Consider the following 21,354-nt stretch of genomic DNA (forward strand, 5'->3'; position numbering starts at 1 on the left):
ACCGCCATCGTCGGGAGCACAACCAAGCGAATTCACCCCCCGTCTAATTCGGCGCAGAAACAAAGCGCTGGGGCGAAGGCCCCGGACGGGGGCCTGAATTGACCAGCGACCAGGGCGTGCGACCGACCGTCCCGCCCGAACCGAAGACCCTGGACGACCGCACGGGAGAGCGGCCGCCGCCCGCCGGACCGGGGCGGGCCGCCCTGCTGGCGGCGACGATCACCGTGCTCGTGCTCTGCGCGGCCGACGCCGTCGCCCGCAGCTACCCGTTCGGCCCGCGCACCCGGAACGTCAACGACCTGGGCAACCAGTACGTGCCGTTCCACGCGCACCTGTGGGACCTGCTGCACGGGCGGGGCACCGGCGGCCTCCTCGTCAACTGGCAGTCGGGGTACGGCGCGAGCTTCCTGCCCGACCTCGGCACCTACCTCACTTGTCCGTTCGCGCTGCTCGTCGCCCTGTTCCCGAGGGACCGCATCGACCTCGCCGTGTACGTGATCACCTTGCTGAAGATCGCGTGCGCCGGTGCCGCCATGACGTGGCTGCTGCGGCGGCTGCGCCCCGGGCGCTGGTGGGCGGCGGGTCTGCTGGGCGCGTCCTACGCGCTGTGCGGCTGGACCGTGGCGACCGCCTCGTACAACCTCATGTGGCTCGACGGGCTGATCGCCCTGCCGTTGCTGTGCCTGGTCGGCGAGTGGGTCCTGAGCGACCGGCGCCCGCTTCTGGCGGTGCTGGTGGTGTCGGCCGCCTGGGTCGCCAACTTCTACACCGCCTACATGGCCACCCTGGCCGCCGCGCTGGTGTTCCTGCTGCGGCTGTGGCTGTCCGAGCTCCCGCGCCGGCGCAGGCTCACCGCGGCCGGCCGGGCCGCCGTGACCTTCGCTCTCGGCATCGGCCTGGCCGCGCCCCTGGTGACGGTCGTCTACTTCGGCAGTGCGCACGCCTCCGAGGGCCGCTTCACCCGGTTCGCGCCGGTGGGCACCGAGGACCTGCTGGCCCGGCTGCTGCCGACGACGTACAGCTACGGTTCCCCGGCGCTCTTCGTCGGCACCACGGCACTGCTGCTCGCCCTCGCCCTGCCCTTCCACCGGGCGGCGCCCCGACGGGTGCGGGCCGGATGGACCCTGCTCGTGCTCGTCGTGACCCTGTCGATGCAGTGGGGCCCGACCCACCTGATGTGGCACGCCTTCGCCGCACCGCAGGGCAGCTCGTACCGCCAGACCTTCGTGGTGTGCGCCCTGCTGGTGATCGCGGCCTGGCACACGCTGTCCTACGGCCCCCTGGACCGCCGGGCCCTGGGCGCGGCGGCCGGACTGCTCACCCTGATCGCGGCCGTCGCGAGCGGCAGCCAACTGGTCCGTTCCTACGCCTGGCCGGTGTTCCTCACGGCGGCCTTGGGCACGCTGCTCGGACTGGTCCTGCTCGGCCGTGAGCGTCCCGTGCTGCGGGTGGCCCCTGCCGTGCTCGGCGCGGTCCTGCTCGTCGGCGTGCAGATGGGCGAGGCCACCGCCACCGACGCCGTGGCCACCCGGATGCGGTTCGGGCACATGGACGACTACGCCCCCTGGGGCGACCGGCAGCAGCACCAGGCGGACGCGATCGACCGGACCGACGGCTGGCCCCGCTACCGCACCGACCCGGGCCGCGAGCAGACCGTCGGCAACGACCCGCTGGAGCTCGGCGGCCAGGGCGCCCAGTACTACAGCAGCCACACCTCCGCGGTGCTGAGCAGCACGCTCACCGCCCTCGGCTTCGGCTGGACCTCGGGCGGCCGCAGCCTCCAGAGCCTGGACAACGCGGTCACGGACGCCGTCTTCTCGGTGGGCGCCCGGGTGCACTCCCCGCCGGACCCGCACCAGAACTGGTTCCCGCAGGACGGCACCGGGGTGACCGTGACCCGCGAGGACGTCCCGCCCCTCGTGACGGTCCGGCCGTCCGCCGCGACCGGTGCCTTCGGCCCGTCGCCGTACCGCAACCAGGAGCTGCTGCTGGGCGCCCGGGTGTACAGCCTGCCCCGCGTCACCGTCCTCAACGGCGCCGGGAAGCGGCCGTACCGCAGCACCGACCGCCGCCAGGGCGTGCGGGTCGGGGCGAAGGCGACGATCACCGCCCGGTGCCGCGCGGGCAGCGAGGTCTACTTCTGGGCACCGCACTTCGCCGGCACCGCGCGGCTCTCCGGGCCCTCCGCCCATGGTCCGACCGGCCGGTTCCGGGCGGACTGGCGGCCCCTGACCAAGATCGCCGCCATGCAGCGGCTCGGCACGGTCCCGGACTCCGGGCGCCTGACGATCGAGCTGTCCGCGAGCCGGCTGGGGGTCGTGCCGGACCGGGCGGTCGGCTGCCTGGACACCGGGCGCCTGCACACCGTCGTCCGAGAGCTCCGGGCCACCGGCGCCTCGAAGGTGACCGTCTCCGGCTCCGGCGGCACGATCCGGGCGGACCTCCCGGCCGGCAGCAAGGGCGTCGCCGTCGTGGCCGCGCCCCGGATCGCCGGCTGGCGCTGCGCCGCCGGTGACGGGGTCCTCGTCCCCGCGAAGCAGTACCACGGGCTGATCGCCGTACCCCTCGACGGCACCTCGACGAGTGTGACCTGCGCCTTCCGGCCGCCCGGTCTGCGCCTGGGCACGGCGATCGGGGGTAGTTCCCTCGCGGTGCTCACCGGACTCGGCGTGTTCGGGGCGGTGCGCCGACGGAGGGCGTGAGTATGCAGTCGGTTGCATAAACGTGCAGCGAAACGTATAGTCATGCCATCCAGGAGGAGGATGACATGGCGGTACGGGCGGCAGTGGCCGGAGCGAGCGGATACGCGGGCGGTGAGGTCCTGCGACTCCTCCTCGCGCACCCCGGGGTCGAGGTCGGCGCGCTGACCGGCAACTCCAACGCCGGGCAGCAGCTCGGCGCGCTCCAGCCCCACCTGCTGCCGCTGGCCGACCGGGTGCTCCAGGAGACCACGGCCGACGTCCTCGCCGGACACGACGTCGTCTTCCTCGCCCTGCCCCACGGCCAGTCCGCCGCCGTGGCCGAACAGCTCGGACCGGACGTCCTCGTCGTCGACATGGGCGCCGACTTCCGGCTGAAGGACGCTGCCGACTGGGAGCGGTTCTACGGCTCCGCGCACGCCGGCACGTGGCCCTACGGCCTTCCCGAACTGCCGGGTGCCCGCGCCGCGCTGGAGGGGTCCAAGCGCATCGCGGTCCCCGGCTGCTACCCGACCGCCGTCACGCTCGCCCTCTTCCCGGCCTACGCCGCCGGCCTCGCCGAGCACGAGGCGGTGATCGTCGCCGCCTCCGGCACCTCCGGCGCGGGCAAGGCGCCCAAGCCCCACCTGCTGGGCAGCGAGGTCATGGGCTCCATGTCGCCGTACGGCGTCGGCGGCGGGCACCGGCACACGCCCGAGATGATCCAGAACCTCAGCGGGGTGGCCGGTTCCAGGGTGAGGGTCTCCTTCACGCCGACCCTCGCCCCGATGCCCCGCGGCATCCTCGCCACGTGCAGCGCCTCCGTGAAGCCCGGCGTCACCGCCGAGTCCGTCCGCGCCGCCTACGAGAAGGCCTTCGCCGACGAGCCCTTCGTGCACCTGCTGCCCGAGGGCCGGTGGCCCGCCACGGCGTCCGTCCACGGTTCGAACGGCGTTCAGGTGCAGGTCGCCCTCGACGAGTCCGTGGGCCGCATCATCGCGATCAGCGCCATCGACAACCTGACCAAGGGCACCGCCGGCGGTGCCGTCCAGAGCATGAACATCGCCCTCGGCCTCCCCGAGGAGCTCGGTCTTTCCACGATCGGAGTCGCACCGTGAGCGTCACGGCAGCCAAGGGATTCCAGGCGGCGGGCATCGCCGCCGGAATCAAGGAGAACGGCAACCCGGACCTGGCCCTCGTGGTCAACACCGGGCCCCGCCGCGCCGCCGCCGGTGTCTTCACCTCCAACCGTGTGAAGGCCGCGCCCGTGCTGTGGTCCGAGCAGGTCCTCAAGACCGGCGAGCTGACGGCCGTCGTCCTCAACTCCGGTGGCGCCAACGCCTGTACGGGGCCGAAGGGCTTCCAGGACACCCACGCCACCGCCGAGAAGGTCGCCGAGGTGCTGGAGATCGGCGCGGGCGAGGTCGCCGTCGCCTCCACCGGACTCATCGGGGTCCTGCTCCCGATGGACAAGCTGCTGCCGGGGGTCGAAGCGGCGGCCGCCCAACTGTCCGAGCACGGCGGTGAGAAGGCCGCCATCGCGATCAAGACCACCGACACCGTCCACAAGACGTCCGTCGTCACCAAGGAGGGCTGGTCCGTCGGCGGCATGGCCAAGGGCGCGGGCATGCTCGCTCCCGGCCTCGCCACCATGCTGGTCGTCCTCACCACCGACGCCGACCTGCCGAGTGACGTACTGGACAAGGCACTTCGGGCCGCGACCCGGACCACCTTCGACCGCGTCGACTCCGACGGCTGCATGTCCACCAACGACACCGTGCTGCTGCTCGCCTCCGGCGCCTCCGAAGTCACCCCCGAGTACGCGCAGTTCGCGGAAGCCGTACGGCAGGTCTGCGACGACCTGGGCCAGCAGCTGATCCGGGACGCCGAGGGCGCCAGCAAGGACATCAAGGTCGAGGTGATCAACGCGGCCTCCGAGGACGACGCCGTCGAGGTGGGCCGCTCCATCGCCCGCAACAACCTCCTCAAGTGCGCCATCCACGGCGAGGACCCCAACTGGGGCCGCGTGCTCTCCGCGATCGGCACCACGAAGGCCGCCTTCGAGCCCGACCGGCTCAACGTCGCCATCAACGGCGTCTGGGTCTGCAAGAACGGCGGCGTCGGCGAGGACCGCGAGAAGGTCGACATGCGCTACCGCGAGGTGCACATCGTCGCCGACCTCGCCGCCGGGTCCGAGACCGCCACGATCTGGACCAACGACCTCACCGCCGACTACGTCCACGAGAACAGCGCCTACTCCTCATGAGCAATCAGACGCGGAAGCACACCGCCCTGCCCAAGGCCCAGATCCTCATCGAGGCGCTGCCCTGGCTGGTCCGGCACAACGGCAGGACCGTCGTCATCAAGTTCGGCGGCAACGCCATGATCGACGAGGACCTGAAGGCCGCCTTCGCCCAGGACGTCGTCTTCCTGCACCACGCCGGGCTCAAGCCGGTCGTCGTGCACGGCGGCGGCCCGCAGATCAGCGCCGCCCTCGACAAGCACGGCATCGTCAGCGAGTTCAAGGCCGGCCTGCGCGTCACCACCGAGGACGCCATGGACGTCGTACGGATGGTGCTGGCCGGGCAGGTGCAGCGCGAGCTGGTCAACCTGCTCAACGAACACGGGCCGCTCGCCGTCGGACTGACCGGCGAGGACGCGCACACCATCACCGCCACCAAGCACCAGCCCGAGATCGACGGCGAGTTGGTCGACATCGGGCGGGTGGGCGAGATCACCGCGATCGACACGGGCGCGATCGAGGCACTGCTCGCCGACGGCCGCATCCCGGTCGTCTCGTCGATCGCCCGGAGCCAGGACGACGGACATGTCTACAACGTCAATGCTGACACGGCGGCTGCGGCACTCGCTGCTGCTCTTGGAGCGGAGACTCTCATGGTCCTCACGGACGTCGAGGGTCTCTACGAGGACTGGCCGCACAGCGACGAGGTGATCAGCCGCCTCACGGCTTCCCAACTGGAGAAGCTACTGCCGGAGTTGAGCTCCGGCATGGTCCCGAAGATGGAGGGCTGCCTGCACGCCGTGCGCAACGGCGTGCACACCGCCCGGGTCATCGACGGGCGGGTCCAGCACTCGATCCTGCTGGAGATCTTCACCGACGAGGGCATCGGCACGATGGTCGTGCCCGACGCGCAGGAGGGGGATGCCGTATGACCGACAACCAGGAGCTCACCCAGCGCTGGCAGGGCTCGCTCATGAACAACTACGGCACCCCGCGCCTGCCCCTCGTCCGCGGTGAGGGCCTCAAGGTCTGGGACAGCGAGGGCCGGCAGTACCTCGACTTCGTCGGCGGCATCGCCACCAACGCGCTCGGCCACGCCCACCCGGCGATCGTCGAGGCCGTGAGCAGACAGATCGCGTCCCTCGGCCACATCTCCAACTTCTTCATGGCGGAGCCGACCGTCGCCCTCGCCGAGCGGCTGCTCCAGCTCTTCGGCCGGGACGGCAAGGTCTTCTTCTGCAACTCCGGCGCCGAGTCGGTCGAGGCCGCCTTCAAGATCGGCCGGCTGACCGGGCGCACCCACATGGTCGCCACCGAGGGCGGCTTCCACGGCCGGACCATGGGTGCCCTCGCGCTCACCGGCCAGCCCGCCAAGCAGACCCCGTTCCTGCCGCTGCCCGCCGACGTCACGCACGTCCCGTACGGCGACCCGCAGGCCCTGGCCGCCGCGGTCACCGAGGAGACCGCACTGGTCGTCATCGAGCCCGTCCAGGGCGAGAACGGTGTCGTGGTGCCCCCGGCCGGCTACCTCAAGGCCGCCCGGGCGATCACTGCGGCCAAGGGCGCGCTGCTGGTCCTCGACGAGGTGCAGACCGGCATCGGCCGTACCGGCCACTGGTTCGAGTACCAGGCCCACGAGGGCGTGCTGCCGGACGTGGTCACTCTCGCCAAGCAGCTCGGCGGCGGACTGCCGCTCGGCGCGACCGTCGCCTTCGGGCGGGCCGCGGAACTGCTCCAGCCGGGCCAGCACGGGACGACCTTCGGCGGGAACCCGGTCGCCTGTGCCGCGGGACTCGCCGTTCTCGACACCATCGAGAACGAGGGGTTGCTGGAGAACGTCAAGCGGCAGAGCGAGAGGTTGCGGGACGGAATCGAGTCACTGGGACACCCGCTGGTCGCCCGTGTCCGGGGTGCGGGACTCCTCCTGGGTATCGTGCTCACCGAGCCGCTCGCACCGCAGGTGCAGAAGGCGGCTCAGGACGCCGGATTCCTGGTGAACGCGCCCGCACCCGATGTCGTACGGCTGATGCCGCCGCTGAACCTCGGCGACGACGAAGTGGACGCGCTTCTTCAGGCCCTCCCCGGCATCCTGGGTGCCGCCGAGGGAGACGGATGATCCGGAGAATGAGACGACGATGAGCCATGCGCAGGATCACGAGCACAACGGGGGCGCGGGGCCCGCGGTGCCGCAGACGCGTACCGCGCGCCACCGCCGGATCGTGGACATCCTCAACCGGCAACCGGTGCGGTCGCAGAGCCAGTTGGCGAAGCTGCTGTCCGACGACGGGCTGAGCGTCACGCAGGCGACGCTCTCCCGGGACCTCGACGAGCTGAACGCGGTGAAGATCCGCAACACCGACGGCGACCTGATCTACGCGGTGCCGAGTGAGGGGGGTTTCCGCACTCCCCGTGCTCCGCTGGGGGAGTCGGCGAAGGAGGAGCGGATGCGGCGGCTCTCCCAGGAGCTGCTGATCTCCGCGGAGGCTTCGGCGAACCTCGTCGTCCTGCGGACTCCTCCGGGGGCTGCGCAGTTCCTGGCGTCGGCGATCGACCAGGCCGAGCTGCACGACATTCTCGGGACGATCGCCGGTGACGACACGTTGATGCTGATCAGCCGGAACCCCACCGGGGGACAGGCGCTCGCTGAGCATTTGTTGCGGTTGGCGCAGAACGGGCACTAGAGGTTGTCGGTCGGGTGCGGGTCTGTGGGGGCTGGTCGCGCCCACGCGGCGGAGCCGCATATCGACACAGCCCCGCGCCCCTGACCGTCTCACCCGAGCCTCGCTGCCAAGCCCCCTGTGATCAGGACCTCGTCGCCGGCCGTGATCAGCAGGGCCTCCACATCCGGCAGGGCCTCCAGCCAGGCCAGGCCCTCCCGTGACCCCATCGCGAAAGCCGCCGTGGCCCAGCAGTCCGCCCAGGTGATCGTCGGGGCCACGACCGTCACCGCCAGCAGGTCCGTGACCGCCGAGCGGCCCGTGCGGGGGTCGATTATGTGGGCGCCTCTCTCGGCCGTGCCGGACGTCGCCACCGCCAGTTCCGTCGCGCCCGCCGCCGAGACCACCGCCGCCAGACCGCCCGGGCGCAGGGGGTCCGAGACGCCCACCCGCCACGGGCGTTCCGGGCCCGGCACGCCCAGGAGCTGCACGTCTCCGCCGCCGTTGACGCTGACGCCCGCAGCGCCCGACTCGGCGACACGGCGGGCCGCGCGTTCCACCGCCCAGCCCTTGACGATGCCGGTCGGGTCGAGGCGGCCCTCGTAGCGCGTGCTGAACCAGCCGTCGCTCAACCGCTCCGCCTCGGCGCCGAGTTCGAGGACCTCGGCGACCTTGGGATCGCAGTCGCCGAGCGTCAGCTCACCGCGGGCCAGGCGGGAGACCTGACTGTCCTCGCGGTAGGTGCTGAACACCTCGTTCACGCGGTGCAGCCCCGCCACCGCCTCCCGCAGTGCCGCCCGCACGGCAGAGGGTTCCCCGCCGCGGACGTCGAAGGAGAAGACCGTCCCCATGACCTCCTCCGCGTGACGTACCGCGGCGGGAGCTTGTGCCGGCTCGGCCACCGTGTCAGCCACCGGCCTGGTCCAGCGCGGACTGGAGCGACTTCTTGTAGCCCTCGCTGGTGTAGGTGGCACCGGACACCGAGTCGATGTCCGCGCTGCCGGCCGCCACGGCCTCCTGGTTGAGCTTCGGGATGGACAGCGCCGTCTTCTGGTCGCTGGTCCCGCCCTTCGGCGCCTGCACGGCCTCGGCCTTGGTGATCTTGCCGCCGCTGACCGTGATCCGGACCTGGACCGGACCGTACTGGGTCTGGGAGACCGCACCGGTGACCGTCTTGGCGGCCGCGGCCCCGCCACCGCCGGCGGGCTGGGAGGGCTGGGCGGAGGGCTGCGCCTGGGAGGCCGCCTCGTTCGCCTTGTCGATCGCCGACTGGAGCGACTTCTTGTAGCCCTCGCTGGTGTAGGTCGCCCCCGACACCGTGTCGATCTGCGCGCTCTGCTTGGCGACCACGTCCTGGCTGAGCTTCGGCACGGACAGGGCGGTCTTCTGGTCGCTCTCGCCGCCCTTGGGTGCCTGCACGGCCTCGGCCTTGGTGATCTTGTTGCCGCTGACGGTGATCCGGACCTGGACCGGACCGTACTGGGTCTGGACCACGTCCCCGGTGACCGCGCCGCCGGCGGCCGCCCCGGTGCCGCCCTGGGCCGACTCCTGCGCCGCCGCCGTCTGCTGCGGGATCGTTCCGCCCGCCTGGGCGGACGCCGGGTCCGAGGACGGCTTCAGCGACAGCATCAGCACGACACCGGAGACGGTGGCGGCGGTCGCGAGCACGACTCGACGGACGGGGTGACTCTTCCTCATCGCTTCAACAGCTCCTGAATTCCCGTCGTCACATCTCGAACGACTCGTGATGGATGCGGCGGGCGGGAACACCCGCGCCGCGCAGTGCTTCGTACACGGACTGCGCGAAACCGTTCGGCCCGCACATGAACACGTCGTGCTTGTCGATGTCGGGCAGCTTGCGCTGGAGGGACTCCGCGGAGATGTCCGGGCGCTCCCCGTCCGGGCTGTTCACCGCGTACATCAGCCGGGCGCCGCGCTCGTCCGCGATGGCGGCGAGCTCGTCCCACAGGGCCAGGTCCTGGGTGGTGTTGGCCCGGTACAGCAGGGTGATGTCACCGGCCGCGCCCGGCAGCGTCTCGAACAGGGCCCGCATCGGCGTGATGCCGACACCGCCGGCCACCAGCAGCACCTTGCCGCGGCTGCGGCGCTGGGCGGTCAGGGCGCCGTACGGCCCCTCGGCCCACACCTTGGTGCCGGGCTCCAGCTCGCGCAGCCGCTCGCTGTGGTCGCCGATCGCCTTCACCGTGATCCGCAGCATGCCCGGCCGGGGCGCCGCCGACAGCGAGTACGGGTGGGAGGAGAACCGCATGCCCGGCGCGAGGAACCGCCAGCGGAAGAACTGGCCCGCCTCCGCGCCCATCCGGTGCAGCTTGCGCCCGCCGATCAGCACCGACACCACGCCCGGCGTCTCCTCCACGACCGCCTCGACGTACATGCGGTGGCGCAGGTTCAGCCGGATCGGCGTGAGGATCCGGTACCAGAGCACCATCGCGGTGACCGAGCCGTACAGCGCGTACCAGACGGTCTTGGCGACCGGCTCGACCGCGAAGTCGTTGCCGGTGGTGAGCTGGTGCCAGAACGTCAGGAAGACCGCCGCGTACGTCAGCAGGTGCACGTGGTACCAGGTGTCGTACGGGATCCTCTTGCGCACCCCGCCGATCGAGATCAGCCCGATGAGGAACAGCAGACCGGTGCCGATGGCCGCCTTGCCCATGTCCGGGAGCTGGTTGATGGAGTCCGTCGTCTGCTGGACGATGTCGCCGAGGCCCTTGCCGGCCTGGAGTGCGTAGCCCCACATGATCAGGAAGACGTGGGCGACGACCAGGCAGAGCGTGTAGCGGCCGGTCATCGCGTGCCAGCGGGCGACCCGGTCGGAGCCCACCCGGCGCTCCAGCGCGGGCACCCGGGCCATCTGGAGCACCACCAGCGCCATCAGGTAGCCGGCCAGCAGACCGGTGATCCGGCCCGCGTTGAGGATCTTGCTGTTGTCGTCCGCCACGGCCGGGGTGTTGTGCCACCACAGCCACAACACCCCGGCCGCGCCCGCCCATACGGCGATCAGCAGGACGGTCGCCGGGGAACGGCGCGGGCGGATGCGGCGCATCGTCTGACGGCGGGCGGCGCGGCCGCTGGCGAGCGTGGTGGTCACGTTTCCTCCGGGGACGGGGGCAAGGGGGGTGGGCGTGGTCCCTTGGCCCTTGGATACGTGCCGTGACGCCGGTGTGTTCAGCCGTCCAGGGAGTCCAGCGCGGACTGGAGTGACTGGCGGTAACCGTCACTTGTGTAGGTGGCCCCGGAGACCGTGTCGATGTCCGCGCTCTGGGCTTGCAGCGCTTCGGTCCGCAGCCGCGGGACCGCGTAGCCGTTGATCTCCTGGTCCCGGGGGTTGTCCGTGGGGTAGAGGACGGCGGTCACGTCGGTGAGCCTTCCGTTCCGCACGGTGACACGGACCTGGACGGGACCCCAGCGGGTCTGGACGGAATCGCCGGTGACGGTCCGGGTTCCCGTCACGGCGGGGGCCGTCGACCCGAAGGTCACCGCCAGGGCCGGCGAGGTGTGCGGCTTCAGGGACAGCAGCATCACCATGCCGGAGACGGTGGCGGCGCCCGCCAGCACGATCCGGCGCAGCGGGCGGTTCTTCTTCAACGCGTGCACGGGTGAGGCCTCACAGCTCGAAGGATTCGTGGTGGATGCGGCGATCGGGAACTCCCGCGGCGCGCAGCTCCTCGTACAGCTCCCGGGCGAAGCCGGGCGGGCCGCAGAGGTAGACGTCGTGCCCGGCCAGGCCGGGGACATTCGCGCGCAGCGAGTCGGCGGTGATGCGCGGGCGTCGTCCGTCGGGCCCGTTGAGCAGGTAGTGCACCTTCGCCCCGCGCCGGCGCGCGACGGCATCCAACTCCCCGCCCAGCGCGAGATCCTGGACCGTGCGCGCCCGGTACAGCAGGGTGACCTCGCCCGGCAGGGTCTCGAACAGCGCCCGCAGCGGGGTGATGCCGACCCCGGCGCCGATCAGCAGCGCCTTGGACGAGGTCCGCCGCTCGGCGGTCAGCGAGCCGTACGGCCCTTCCGCCCACACCCGTGTGCCGGGCCGCAGCAGGGCCACGGCCGTGCTGTGGTCGCCGAGCGCCTTGACCGTGATCCGCATGCGGTCGGGGCGGGGCGGTGCCGACAGGGAGTACGGCGTCGACGTCCACCGCAGACCGTCGGCGAGGAACCGCCAGCGCAAGAACTGCCCTGCCTGCGCGCCCAGTTGATCCAGCTCGCGCCCGTGCACGACGACGGACCACACGCCCGGCGCCTCCTGGTGCACCGACTCCACCCGCAGCCGGTGCCGCAGGTTCAGCCGCACCGGGGCCAGCACCCGGAACCACAGCACCAGGGCGGCGACGCCGAGATAGAGCGCGTACCAGGCGGCCGTGGCCGCGGTGTTGCCGTTGAAGTCGTTGCCGAGGGCCAGTTGGTGGCCGAAGGCGAGGAACACGGCCGCGTAGGTGAGGAGATGGACGTAGTACCAGAACTCGTGGCCGGTGCGGCGGCGGACCGCGCGCGCCGAGGTGACGCCGACCGCGAGGAGGATCACCGTGCCGGCGGTCGCCTTGAGCATCTCCGGATAGTCCAGGACCACGGTGACGGTCTCGCGCCACAGCGAGGCGCCGTCCTGGGCGGCGTACCCGGCGAGGACGAGCCCGATGTGGGCGAGCAGCAGACAGACGGTGTAGCGGCCGGCCATCGCGTGCCAGCGCGCGACCCGGTCCGACCCGATCCGCCGCTCCAGCAGGGGCACCCGCGCCATCAGACCCACCAGCACCGCGCAGGCGTACCCGCACAGCAGCCCGGCGATCCGCCCGGCCCCGGTCAGCCACCCGGCCGCGCCGACCACGGACCCGGTGTCCGACCACCACAGGGCGATCACGGCCGCCGCCCCGGCCCACAGCAGGGCGAGCAGCGGCCCGGCCGGGGAGCGCCGGGGCGCGAACGGCACGGGCGGTGCCGCGGTCCGCTCGTACAGGGTGGTCATCTCGTGGGTCCTCTCTGCCGTCCGGGTCGCCACTGTGCGGCCCGAACTTCTCAGGACGCTCTGAAACGGCACCCCGCAGAGCGCACTCAGAGAGAACTCAGAGCTTCTCCGGGCCCCCGCCGCCCCGGCCAGGGGCGATCCTGGAGAGGACATGAACACCGCACGCTCCGGCCGCCCCGCCCTCACCCGCCCCGACGGCACCCCGCTGCGCGTCCTCGTCGTCGACGACGACCCGGACCTCGCCGAGGTCCTGACCGGCGCCCTGCGCTACGAGGGCTGGCAGGTCCGCACCGCCGGCGACGGCGCCTCGGCGGTGACGGCCGCCCGGGAACTGCTCCCCGACGCCGTGGTCCTGGACGTGATGCTCCCCGACACCGACGGCTTCGCCGTGCTGCGCGCCCTGCACACCGTGAAGTCGGACGTCTGCGTGCTCTTCCTGACCGCCCGGGACGCCGTCGAGGACCGCATCAAGGGCATCACGGCGGGCGGCGACGACTACGTCACCAAGCCCTTCAGCCTGGAGGAGGTCGTCGCCCGGCTGCGCGGACTGCTGCGCCGCGCGGGCATGGCCCGGCAGCTCGACGAGGGCCCCCGGCTGGCCGTCGGCGACCTGGTCATGGACGAGGAGGCCCGCGAGGTCACCCGCGGCGGCGAGCTGATCGAGCTGTCCCCGACCGAGTTCGAGCTGCTGCGCTTCCTCATGCGCAACCCCCGCCGCGTGCTCAGCAAGGCGCAGATCCTCGACCGGGTCTGGTCCTACGACTTCGGCGGCCGCGCCCATGTCGTCGAGCTGTACATCTCCTACCTGCGCAAGAAGGTGGACGCGGGCCGGGAGCCGATGATCCACACCGTGCGCGGGGCGGGCTACGTGATCAAGCCGGTGACGCCGTGAGGGACCTCGGGCCGTACACCCTGCGGGCCCGGCTCACCCTCGGCCTGGTGGTGCTGCTGGCGGTGAGCTGCGCCGCGGTCGGCGTCGCCGCGGTCCTCGGACTGAAGGGCTTCCTCACCAGCCGTCTCGACGAGCAGCTCACCGAGGCGGGGAACAGGTTCGCGGTCAGCCTGGAGCACAGGGACGAGCCGCAGAAGGACGACCACGACGGCGACGAGCACGCCGACACCCGCCGCCAGGCCACGGGCACCTTCGGCGCCCGGCTGGTGGACGGCACGGTCACCAACGCGGCCGTCGTCCGCTCCAGCGGCACCCTGAACGTCGACCTGAGCACCGGCGACCGGAGACGGCTCGCGGAGGTCGTGCCCGACGGCCGCGGCCACAGCGTCGACCTCTCCGCCCTCGCCGACTACCGGGTGATCGCCACCCGGGGGCTGGACGGCGACGTCCTGATCACCGGGATGCCCCTGGAGCCCGTCGAGGCCACCGTCCACCGCCTGGAACTGGTCGCCGGGATCGTCTTCGGCGCCGCCCTCACCGCCGCCGGAGTCGCGGGCGCCCTGTGGGTGCGCTGGTCCCTGCGCCCGCTCAGCCGGGTCGCCGCGACCGCCACCCGGGTCAGCGAACTCCCGCTCGCCAGCGGGGAGGTGGCCCTGCCGCCGCGGGCCCCGGAGTCCGACCCGCGCAGCGAGGTGGGCCAGGTGGCCGGCGCCTTCAACCGCATGCTCGGCCACGTCGAGGACGCCCTCACCAAACGCCACGCCAGTGAGGAACGGCTGCGCAGCTTCGCCGCCGACGCCAGCCACGAACTGCGCACCCCGGTGGCCTCGGTACGCGGCCACGCCGAACTCGCCCTGCTGCACCCCGGCCCGCTGCCGGCCGGGATCACCCGGGCCTTGGAACGCATCGCCGCCGAGTCGACCCGCATGGGCGCCATGGTCGACGACCTCCTCCTGCTGGCCCGCCTGGACGCCGGGCGCCCCCTGGAGACCGCCCCCGTCGACCTCACCCGCCTGGTCCTGGACGCCCTCACGGACGCGCGGGCCACGGGGTCCGGCCACCGCTGGGAACTGGACCTGCCCGAGGACCCGGTCACGGTGACCGGCGACGAACACCGGCTCCACCAGGTCCTGGCCAACCTGCTGTCCAACGCCCGGCTGCACACCCCGCCCGGCACCAAGGTGACGGTGACCCTGGAACGGAACGGCACCGCGGTCCTCCTGAAGGTCCACGACGACGGCCCCGGCATCCCCGAGGAGATCCGCCCCGGCGTCTTCGAACGCTTCACCCGCGCCGACCGCAGCACCAAGGCGGAGACCGGCGGCGCGGGCCTCGGCCTGTCGATCGTGGCGGCGGTGGTGGAGGCGCACGGGGGAAGCGTGGGGGTGGACAGCGCGCCGGGTTCGACGACCTTCACCGTCCGGATCGGCCAGGGGTGAGTCAGGCCGCCGACGGCGGCAACGGCAAGGGCAGCCCGGGCAGGCCGTCCAGGCTCGTCGCGATGTGCTCCTTCTTGGCGAAGTACGCGCTGAGCGACTCGTCGTCCTCGCGCGAGAACCGCCTGCCGTGCAGCTCGCGGTCGCTCTCGTACGCCATGTACGGCACCGCGTAACCGCAGGAGTCGCGGACCAGTTCGGCCGTCACGACGATGATCGCCCGCAGGCCGTGCGCGGTCGGGTCGATGTCCGGGAAGCGGGCGAGCAGTTCCCCGAAGCGCGGGTCGTCCCGGAAGACCGGCTCACCGCGCCCGTGCACCCGGACGATGTTCGGCGGTCCCTGGAACGCGCACCACATGAGGGTGATCCGGCCGTTCTCCCGCAGATGCGCGACCGTCTCGGCGGTGGAGCCGGCGAAGTCGAGGTAGGCCACGGTGAGTTCGTCGAGGATCGCGAAGGAGCCGCGCAGGCCCTTGGGGGAGAGGTTGACCGTGCCGTCCCCGGAGAGAGGGGCGGTCGCGGTGAAGAAGAGGGGCTGCGCCTCGATGAAGGAGCGGAGCCGGCCGTCTATGCGCTCATAGGTCTTTCCCATGTCTAAGCATTATGGGCGGAAACCTTTCGCCTGTCTAAGGAATTCGGGCATCCGCTTGCGCGGACATGCCCGTGGCCGCCCCGGCCGGCGCTCACACGGGGCGGCCACAGCGCCTGTCACGTCACTTGGTGAGCGTGCAGGCGGCCAGGGAGTCGAGGCCCTGCGGCTTGGCGGCGGTGCGGCCGATCGAGATGGCGATGCGGTCGATGGTCGACTTCCGCTTGTCGGCCAGCGGGCCGAGGATGGCGTTGTTGACGAAGTTGGGTCCGCCCTGGCCGACGGTGTCGACGAGCCGCTTGTTGGCCTCGTTGATCTGGGTCTGGAGGAGGGTGAGGTTGCGGGTGACCTCCGCCTGTGCGGTGGCCGGGATCGCGGGCAGCTTCGAGGCCACGTCCGGGCACGTGATCGTGCCGGCGGCGGTGGCGGCGTTGCCTCCCGCGTTGGCGTTGTTGTTGCCCGCGTTGCCGTTCGCGTTGCCGTTCCCCTGGCCCGCGTTGGCGTTGCCGCCCGCGTTGCCGGTGTTGCCGCCGGCCGCGCCGGCGCCGTTCAGCGTGCACGGTGCGAGTGCGTCCAGGCCGGTCGGCTTGGCCGCCGTACGGCCGATGGCCGTGGCGATGCGGTTGACCGTGGCGACGCGCTTGTCCTTCAGCGGGCCGAGGATGGCGTTGTTGACGAAGTTGGGTCCGCCCTGGCCGACGGTGTCGACGAGCCGCTTGTTGGCCTCGTTGATCTGGGTCTGGAGGAGGGTGAGGTTGCGGGTGACCTCCGCCTGGGCGGAGGCGGGGATCGCGGGCAGCTTCGAGGCCACGTCCGGGCAGGTGATGCTGCCGGGGGATGCGAGGGTGCGGGCGGTGGCGTTGCCGTTGCCCTTGGAGGTCTCCCCGGCGAGGGCGGTGCCGGCGACGATCGCCCCGGTCAGTGCCACGGCGGCGGCGCCGCCGATGATCGCCACGCGGCGCTTGTTGTACTTCGGAAGAGCCCTGGACATGCGGATGCCTCACTCGGGGTCGGGAGTGGTCTTCGGTGACAAACGCGGCGCCTGCGTTCGGCGTGGAATACGGGCAAGCGGTTTCTGGTGTTCAAAGGGACCGCAAATTCTCCGTGTTCTGCAGATCCTGACGGGGCACCCTCGGTCCGGATTGACGAATCATGCAGAGCTCTGCATAATCATGCATGACGATGGAGTGCAGCGGTGAGGAGCAACGCAAGTGAGCAGCAACAGCGGTGACGTCCGGCTCTGGGGCGGCCGTTTCGCCGACGGTCCCGCCGAGGCGCTGGCGAAGCTGTCCGCGTCCGTCCACTTCGACTGGCGGCTCGCGCCGTACGACATCGCCGGTTCGCGCGCCCACGCGCGCGTGCTGCACAAGGCGGGCCTGCTGAGCGACGACGAGCTCCAGCGCATGCTCGCCGGGCTCGACCAGCTCGAAGCCGACGTGGCCGACGGCTCCTTCGTGGGCACGATCGCCGACGAGGACTGCCACACCGCTCTGGAGCGCGGTCTGCTGGAGCGGGTCGGCCCCGACCTCGGCGGCAAGCTGCGCGCCGGCCGTTCCCGCAACGACCAGATCGCCACCCTCTTCCGCATGTACCTGCGGGACCACGCCCGGATCATCGGCGGTCTGATCGCCGAGCTCCAGGACGCGCTGATCGGTCTGGCGGAGGCCCACCCGGACGTGGCGATGCCCGGCCGCACCCACCTCCAGCACGCCCAGCCGGTGCTGTTCGCCCATCACGTCCTGGCTCACGTCCAGTCCCTGTCCCGGGACGCCGAGCGGCTGCGCCAGTGGGACGAGCGCACGGCCGTCTCGCCGTACGGCTCGGGTGCCCTGGCCGGTTCCTCGCTGGGCCTGGACCCGGAGGCGGTCGCGAAGGACCTCGGCTTCGAGCACGGGTCGGTCGGCAACTCCATCGACGGCACGGCCTCCCGCGACTTCGTCGCGGAGTTCGCCTTCATCACCGCGATGATCGGCGTCAACCTCTCCCGGATCGCCGAGGAGGTCATCATCTGGAACACGAAGGAGTTCTCCTTCGTGACCCTGCACGACGCGTTCTCCACGGGCTCCTCGATCATGCCGCAGAAGAAGAACCCGGACATCGCCGAGCTGGCGCGCGGCAAGTCCGGCCGCATGATCGGCAACCTGACGGGCCTGATGGCCACGCTCAAGGCCCTGCCCCTCGCCTACAACCGCGACCTCCAGGAGGACAAGGAGCCCGTCTTCGACTCCTGCGACCAACTGGAGGTCCTGCTCCCCGCCTTCACGGGCATGATGGCGACCCTCACGGTCAACCGCGAGCGCATGGAGGAACTGGCCCCGGCCGGCTTCTCGCTCGCCACCGACATCGCCGAGTGGCTGGTCAAGCAGGGCGTCCCGTTCCGTGTGGCCCACGAGGTCGCCGGCGAGTGCGTCAAGGCGGCGGAGGCCGAGGGCAAGGAGCTGAACGACCTGACGGACGAGCAGTTCGCCAAGATCTCGGCCCACCTGACCCCGGAGGTCCGGACGGTCCTGAACGTCCCGGGCGCCCTGGCCTCCCGCAACGGCAGGGGCGGCACGGCCCCGAGCGCGGTCGCGGTCCAGCTGACAGAGGTGAAGACGAACGTGGCCGCTCAACACCGGTGGGCCAATCGCCCTTAGGGGCGCGGGGAACCGGGCGACCAGCCACCACGTCGCCGCACCCGCCAGAACACCCCACAACCCACCCCTGAGGCGAAGGGCATCCCGCGTTACGTTGGCGGCATGCCCTTCGCCCGCCTCACCACAGCAACCACCCCCACCTGCCACATCGGTCTCGGCCTCGCCGCGGTCGGCCGCCCCGGCTACATCAACCTGGGCCGGGACGAGGACCTGGGAGACGACCGGAGCGTCGAGACGCTACGGGCCCGCACCCACGAACTCCTGGACGCCGCCTACGCCCAGGGCGTCCGCTACTTCGACGCGGCCCGCTCCTACGGCCGCAGCGAGGAGTTCCTCGCCGACTGGCTCGGCGGGAACCCCCGCATCGACGACGTGGTCGTCGGCAGCAAGTGGGGCTACACCTACACCGCCGGCTGGACCACCGACGCCGAGAAGCACGAGGTCAAGGACCACAGCGTCCGGACGTACGACCGTCAGCGCGCCGAGACGGCCGAACTGCTCGGCGACCGTCTCGACCTGTACCAGATCCACTCGGTGACCCCGGACAGCCCGGCCCTCACCGACAAGGAACTGCACGCGAGGCTCGCGGAGGCGGCCGCCCAGGGCACCACGATCGGCTTCTCCACCAGCGGCCCCGCCCAGGCGGACGCCATCCGCGCCGCACTGGAGGTGACCGTCGACGGCGAACCCCTCTTCCGTACCGTCCAGTCGACGTACAACGCCCTGGAGACCTCGGCAGGCCCCGCCCTCGCGGAAGCCCATGACGCCGGCCTCACGGTGATCGTCAAGGAGGGCATGGCCAACGGCAGGCTCGCCGGACCGCACGCGCCCGACGTCCTGAAGGCCGTCGCCGAGGAGACGTCACTCGGCTGCGACGCGGTGGCACTCGCCCTCGTCCTCCGGCAGCCCTGGGCCGGAGTCGTGCTCTCGGGAGCCGCCACCACCGGCCAGCTCGCCTCCAACCTGCACGCGGCCGTGGTGGACCTGGACGACGAGCAGCTGTCCCGGCTCGCGACGCTGGTGGAGGAGCCGCGGGAGTACTGGCAGCGGCGCGGGCAGCTGCCCTGGCACTGACGAAAGGCCCTGCTCGAACAGGGCGGGTGAGACGCCAGTACCTCGCGTGAGACATGTTTGTCTCACACGAGGTACTCTTGTCTCATGGCTGTCGACCGTGATCACGTGCTGCGCAGTGCCGCGGCCCTGCTGACCCGCAAATCCACCGCGACCATGGACGAGGTCGCCAAGGCCGCCGGGATCAGCCGGGCCACCCTGCACCGCCACTTCTCGGGCCGGGACGCGCTCGTCCGGGCGCTGGAGGAGCACGGCATCGCCGAGTGCGAGGCGGCGCTGGACGCCGCCCGCCTCGACGAGGGGTCCGCGAGTGACGCCGTCCGCCGGCTCGTGCGGGAGGTCGAGCCGGCCGCGGGCCTGCTGGCCTTCCTCTACGGCGAGAACGAACTCTGGGAGGACGGCGGGAGCGACCCGTGGTCCCGACTGGACCAACGGATCGCCGCCCTGTTCGCGCGCGGACAGGGGAACGGCGAGTTCCGTATCGACCTCACCCCGGCCTGGCTCACCGAAGCGCTCTACGGACTCGTCGCCTCGTGCGCCTGGGCCACCCAGGCGGGCCGCGTGGCCCCCAAGGACTTCACCCACATGGTCACCGAGCTGCTGCTCGGTGGCGCTCTACGGAGAGAGGAATCATGACCAGCACCCTGCGGCCGGCGACCACGACCGAGGCGGTGAAGCGTCCCGGCCGTTGGCTCGCGCTGTCCGTCCTGGTGCTCGCCGTGCTGCTGGTGGCCGTCGACGCGACCGTCCTCGGCCTCGCGACCCCCTACATCAGCGAGGACCTCAGGCCGACCGGGACCCAGCTCCTGTGGATCGGTGACGTCTACTCGTTCGTCATCGCGGGCCTGCTGGTGTCGATGGGCAGCCTCGGCGACCGCATCGGCCGCAAGCGGATCCTGCTCCTGGGCGCGACGGCGTTCGGCGCGGTGTCGATCCTCAACGCCTACGCGACGACACCGGAGTTGATGATCCTGGCGCGGGCGCTGCTCGGCGTCGCCGGCGCCACCCTCATGCCCGCCACCCTGGCCCTGATCCGCAACCTCTTCCACGACCCGCGCGAGCGCAGCCTCGCCGTGGGCGTCTGGGGTGCGACCGCCTCCGCCGGTACGGCGGTCGGTCCGATCGCCGGCGGATTCCTCCTCGAACACTTCTGGTGGGGCTCGGTCTTCCTGATCAACCTGCCGGTGATGGCCGTCCTGGTCCTCGTGGGCATCAAGCTGCTCCCGGAGTCCCGCAACCCGAACCCGGGCCCCTGGGACATGATCAGCGTCGTCCTGTCCCTGGTCGGCATGATCGCCGTGGTCTACGCGGTCAAGGAAGCCGCCTCGCACGGCGTCGGGTGGGAGCCGCTCGCGGTGGGCCTCCTCGGGGCGGCGGCCCTCTGGGCCTTCGTCCGCCGCCAGTTGACCCTCCCGACCCCGCTCCTCGACATGCGCCTCTTCCGCAACCGCGGTTTCAGCGGCGCCGTCCTGGCCGACCTGCTGACCGTCCTCGGCCTCTCCGGCCTGGTCTTCTTCCTCTCCCAGTACCTCCAACTGGTGCAGGGCAGGCGCCCGTTGGAGGCGGGCCTGGCGGAACTCCCCGCGGCGGCGGGCGCGGTGGCGGCGGGGCTGGTCGCGGGCACGGTCGCCCGCCGCTGGTCGGTACGCGCCGTCGTCTCCGGCGGCCTCGCGGCCATCGGCCTGGCCCTGGCCTCCCTCACCCTGCTCGACGAGTCCACGGGCTACCCGATGCTGGGCGCGGCCCTGCTGCTGGTCGGCGTGGGCGCGGGCTTCTCCTTCACGGTGACGGCGGACGTGATCCTGTCGAGCGTCCCGAAGGAACAGGCGGGCGCGGCATCCGCCGTATCGGAAACGGCGTACGAACTGGGCGCGGCCCTAGGCATCGCCGTACTGGGCTCGATCGTGACGGGCGTCTACCGGGGCTTCAGCGGCCCGACGGGTACACCGACCGGAGCGCACGAGTCCCTGGGGGGTGCGGTGGAGGCGGCGTCCGGGATGCAGGCGGACACGGCTCAGGAACTGCTGACGGCGGCCCGAGAGGCCTTTGTCGACGGTCTCGCGATCGCGGCCGGCGCGGGAGCGGCGGTCCTGCTCGCAACGGCCGTGGCAGCATGGTTCATGCTGCGGAGCCAACGGCTCGACAAGGGCTTCTAGGGGCGCGGGGAACTGCGCG

Annotated in this window: 19 protein-coding genes; 12 read left to right on the forward strand and 7 right to left on the reverse strand. The window is 71.8% G+C overall.

Going from position 1 to position 21,354, the window contains the following annotated elements; genetic code table 11:
• Nucleotides 1-116 precede the first annotated feature (116 nt).
• The 6 genes from AOJ26_RS15875 (at nt 117) to AOJ26_RS15900 (ending at nt 7,601) form a co-directional block, all read left to right on the forward strand.
• On the forward strand, nt 117-2,702 hold the full coding sequence (locus tag AOJ26_RS15875; RefSeq protein ID WP_078959912.1) for a YfhO family protein: 2,586 nt from the start codon (nt 117-119) through the stop codon (nt 2,700-2,702).
• 65 nt (nt 2,703-2,767) lie between these two features.
• Nucleotides 2,768-3,796 (forward strand): N-acetyl-gamma-glutamyl-phosphate reductase, encoded by a 1,029-nt coding sequence (gene argC / locus AOJ26_RS15880; RefSeq protein ID WP_053848929.1) that lies wholly within the window; start codon nt 2,768-2,770, stop codon nt 3,794-3,796.
• Nucleotides 3,793-4,944 (forward strand): bifunctional glutamate N-acetyltransferase/amino-acid acetyltransferase ArgJ, encoded by a 1,152-nt coding sequence (gene argJ / locus AOJ26_RS15885; protein WP_053848930.1) that lies wholly within the window; start codon nt 3,793-3,795, stop codon nt 4,942-4,944. Before argC ends, argJ begins: the two co-directional genes overlap by 4 nt.
• Complete coding sequence (gene argB, locus AOJ26_RS15890; protein WP_053848931.1) at nt 4,941-5,852, forward strand: acetylglutamate kinase; 912 nt, start codon at nt 4,941-4,943, stop codon at nt 5,850-5,852. The genes argJ and argB overlap by 4 nt, the downstream gene beginning before the upstream one ends.
• Nucleotides 5,849-7,036: an acetylornithine transaminase gene (locus AOJ26_RS15895; RefSeq protein WP_053848932.1), complete on the forward strand. Its 1,188-nt coding sequence runs from the start codon at nt 5,849-5,851 to the stop codon at nt 7,034-7,036. The genes argB and AOJ26_RS15895 overlap by 4 nt, the downstream gene beginning before the upstream one ends.
• A gap of 19 nt (nt 7,037-7,055) precedes the next feature.
• Nucleotides 7,056-7,601: an arginine repressor gene (locus tag AOJ26_RS15900; RefSeq protein ID WP_053848933.1), complete on the forward strand. Its 546-nt coding sequence runs from the start codon at nt 7,056-7,058 to the stop codon at nt 7,599-7,601.
• An 89-nt stretch (nt 7,602-7,690) separates the two neighbouring features.
• Here AOJ26_RS15900 and AOJ26_RS15905 read toward each other — a convergent pair whose 3' ends face one another.
• From AOJ26_RS15905 to AOJ26_RS15925, 5 genes are all read right to left on the reverse strand, one after another.
• The gene (locus tag AOJ26_RS15905; RefSeq protein WP_234358564.1) at nt 7,691-8,491 is read right to left on the reverse strand and encodes an FAD:protein FMN transferase; all 801 of its coding nucleotides are present in this window, start codon (nt 8,489-8,491) and stop codon (nt 7,691-7,693) included.
• On the reverse strand, nt 8,484-9,275 hold the full coding sequence (locus tag AOJ26_RS15910; protein ID WP_053848935.1) for an FMN-binding protein: 792 nt from the start codon (nt 9,273-9,275) through the stop codon (nt 8,484-8,486). Before AOJ26_RS15910 ends, AOJ26_RS15905 begins: the two co-directional genes overlap by 8 nt.
• Nucleotides 9,276-9,303: 28 nt before the next feature.
• Nucleotides 9,304-10,686, reverse strand: a complete 1,383-nt coding sequence (locus AOJ26_RS15915; RefSeq protein WP_053848936.1) for a ferric reductase-like transmembrane domain-containing protein — start codon at nt 10,684-10,686, stop codon at nt 9,304-9,306.
• 77 nt (nt 10,687-10,763) lie between these two features.
• Complete coding sequence (locus AOJ26_RS15920; protein WP_053848937.1) at nt 10,764-11,192, reverse strand: FMN-binding protein; 429 nt, start codon at nt 11,190-11,192, stop codon at nt 10,764-10,766.
• Between the two features lie 10 nt (nt 11,193-11,202).
• Nucleotides 11,203-12,555 (reverse strand): ferric reductase-like transmembrane domain-containing protein, encoded by a 1,353-nt coding sequence (locus AOJ26_RS15925; RefSeq protein ID WP_053848938.1) that lies wholly within the window; start codon nt 12,553-12,555, stop codon nt 11,203-11,205.
• A 151-nt stretch (nt 12,556-12,706) separates the two neighbouring features.
• Here AOJ26_RS15925 and AOJ26_RS15930 point away from each other — a divergent pair, with 151 nt between their 5' ends.
• Nucleotides 12,707-13,447, forward strand: coding sequence for a response regulator transcription factor (locus AOJ26_RS15930; RefSeq protein WP_053848939.1), 741 nt, complete (start codon nt 12,707-12,709; stop codon nt 13,445-13,447).
• Nucleotides 13,444-14,886 (forward strand): sensor histidine kinase, encoded by a 1,443-nt coding sequence (locus AOJ26_RS15935; RefSeq protein WP_053848940.1) that lies wholly within the window; start codon nt 13,444-13,446, stop codon nt 14,884-14,886. The genes AOJ26_RS15930 and AOJ26_RS15935 overlap by 4 nt, the downstream gene beginning before the upstream one ends.
• A 1-nt stretch (nt 14,887) precedes the next feature.
• Here the strand turns inward: AOJ26_RS15935 and AOJ26_RS15940 are convergent, their stop codons facing one another.
• Nucleotides 14,888-15,475, reverse strand: coding sequence for a pyridoxamine 5'-phosphate oxidase family protein (locus AOJ26_RS15940; RefSeq protein ID WP_053848941.1), 588 nt, complete (start codon nt 15,473-15,475; stop codon nt 14,888-14,890).
• A gap of 121 nt (nt 15,476-15,596) precedes the next feature.
• Nucleotides 15,597-16,463: a hypothetical protein gene (locus AOJ26_RS15945; protein ID WP_053848942.1), complete on the reverse strand. Its 867-nt coding sequence runs from the start codon at nt 16,461-16,463 to the stop codon at nt 15,597-15,599.
• A 220-nt stretch (nt 16,464-16,683) separates the two neighbouring features.
• Here AOJ26_RS15945 and argH point away from each other — a divergent pair, with 220 nt between their 5' ends.
• The 4 genes from argH (at nt 16,684) to AOJ26_RS15965 (ending at nt 21,335) form a co-directional block, all read left to right on the forward strand.
• Nucleotides 16,684-18,108: an argininosuccinate lyase gene (gene argH / locus AOJ26_RS15950; RefSeq protein WP_053848943.1), complete on the forward strand. Its 1,425-nt coding sequence runs from the start codon at nt 16,684-16,686 to the stop codon at nt 18,106-18,108.
• A gap of 102 nt (nt 18,109-18,210) precedes the next feature.
• A complete protein-coding gene (locus AOJ26_RS15955; protein ID WP_053848944.1) occupies nt 18,211-19,182 on the forward strand; it encodes an aldo/keto reductase in 972 nt (323 codons plus the stop codon).
• Nucleotides 19,183-19,266: 84 nt separating this feature from the next.
• Nucleotides 19,267-19,815, forward strand: coding sequence for a TetR/AcrR family transcriptional regulator (locus AOJ26_RS15960; protein ID WP_053848945.1), 549 nt, complete (start codon nt 19,267-19,269; stop codon nt 19,813-19,815).
• Nucleotides 19,812-21,335 carry an MFS transporter gene (locus tag AOJ26_RS15965; protein WP_053848946.1) on the forward strand — a complete coding sequence of 508 codons (1,524 nt, stop codon included), beginning with the start codon at nt 19,812-19,814 and terminating at the stop codon, nt 21,333-21,335. Before AOJ26_RS15960 ends, AOJ26_RS15965 begins: the two co-directional genes overlap by 4 nt.
• The last annotated feature ends 19 nt before the right edge of the window (nt 21,336-21,354 follow it).

The organism is Streptomyces sp. NRRL B-24085 (assembly GCF_001282115.1).
Lineage (GTDB): Bacteria > Actinomycetota > Actinomycetes > Streptomycetales > Streptomycetaceae > Streptomyces.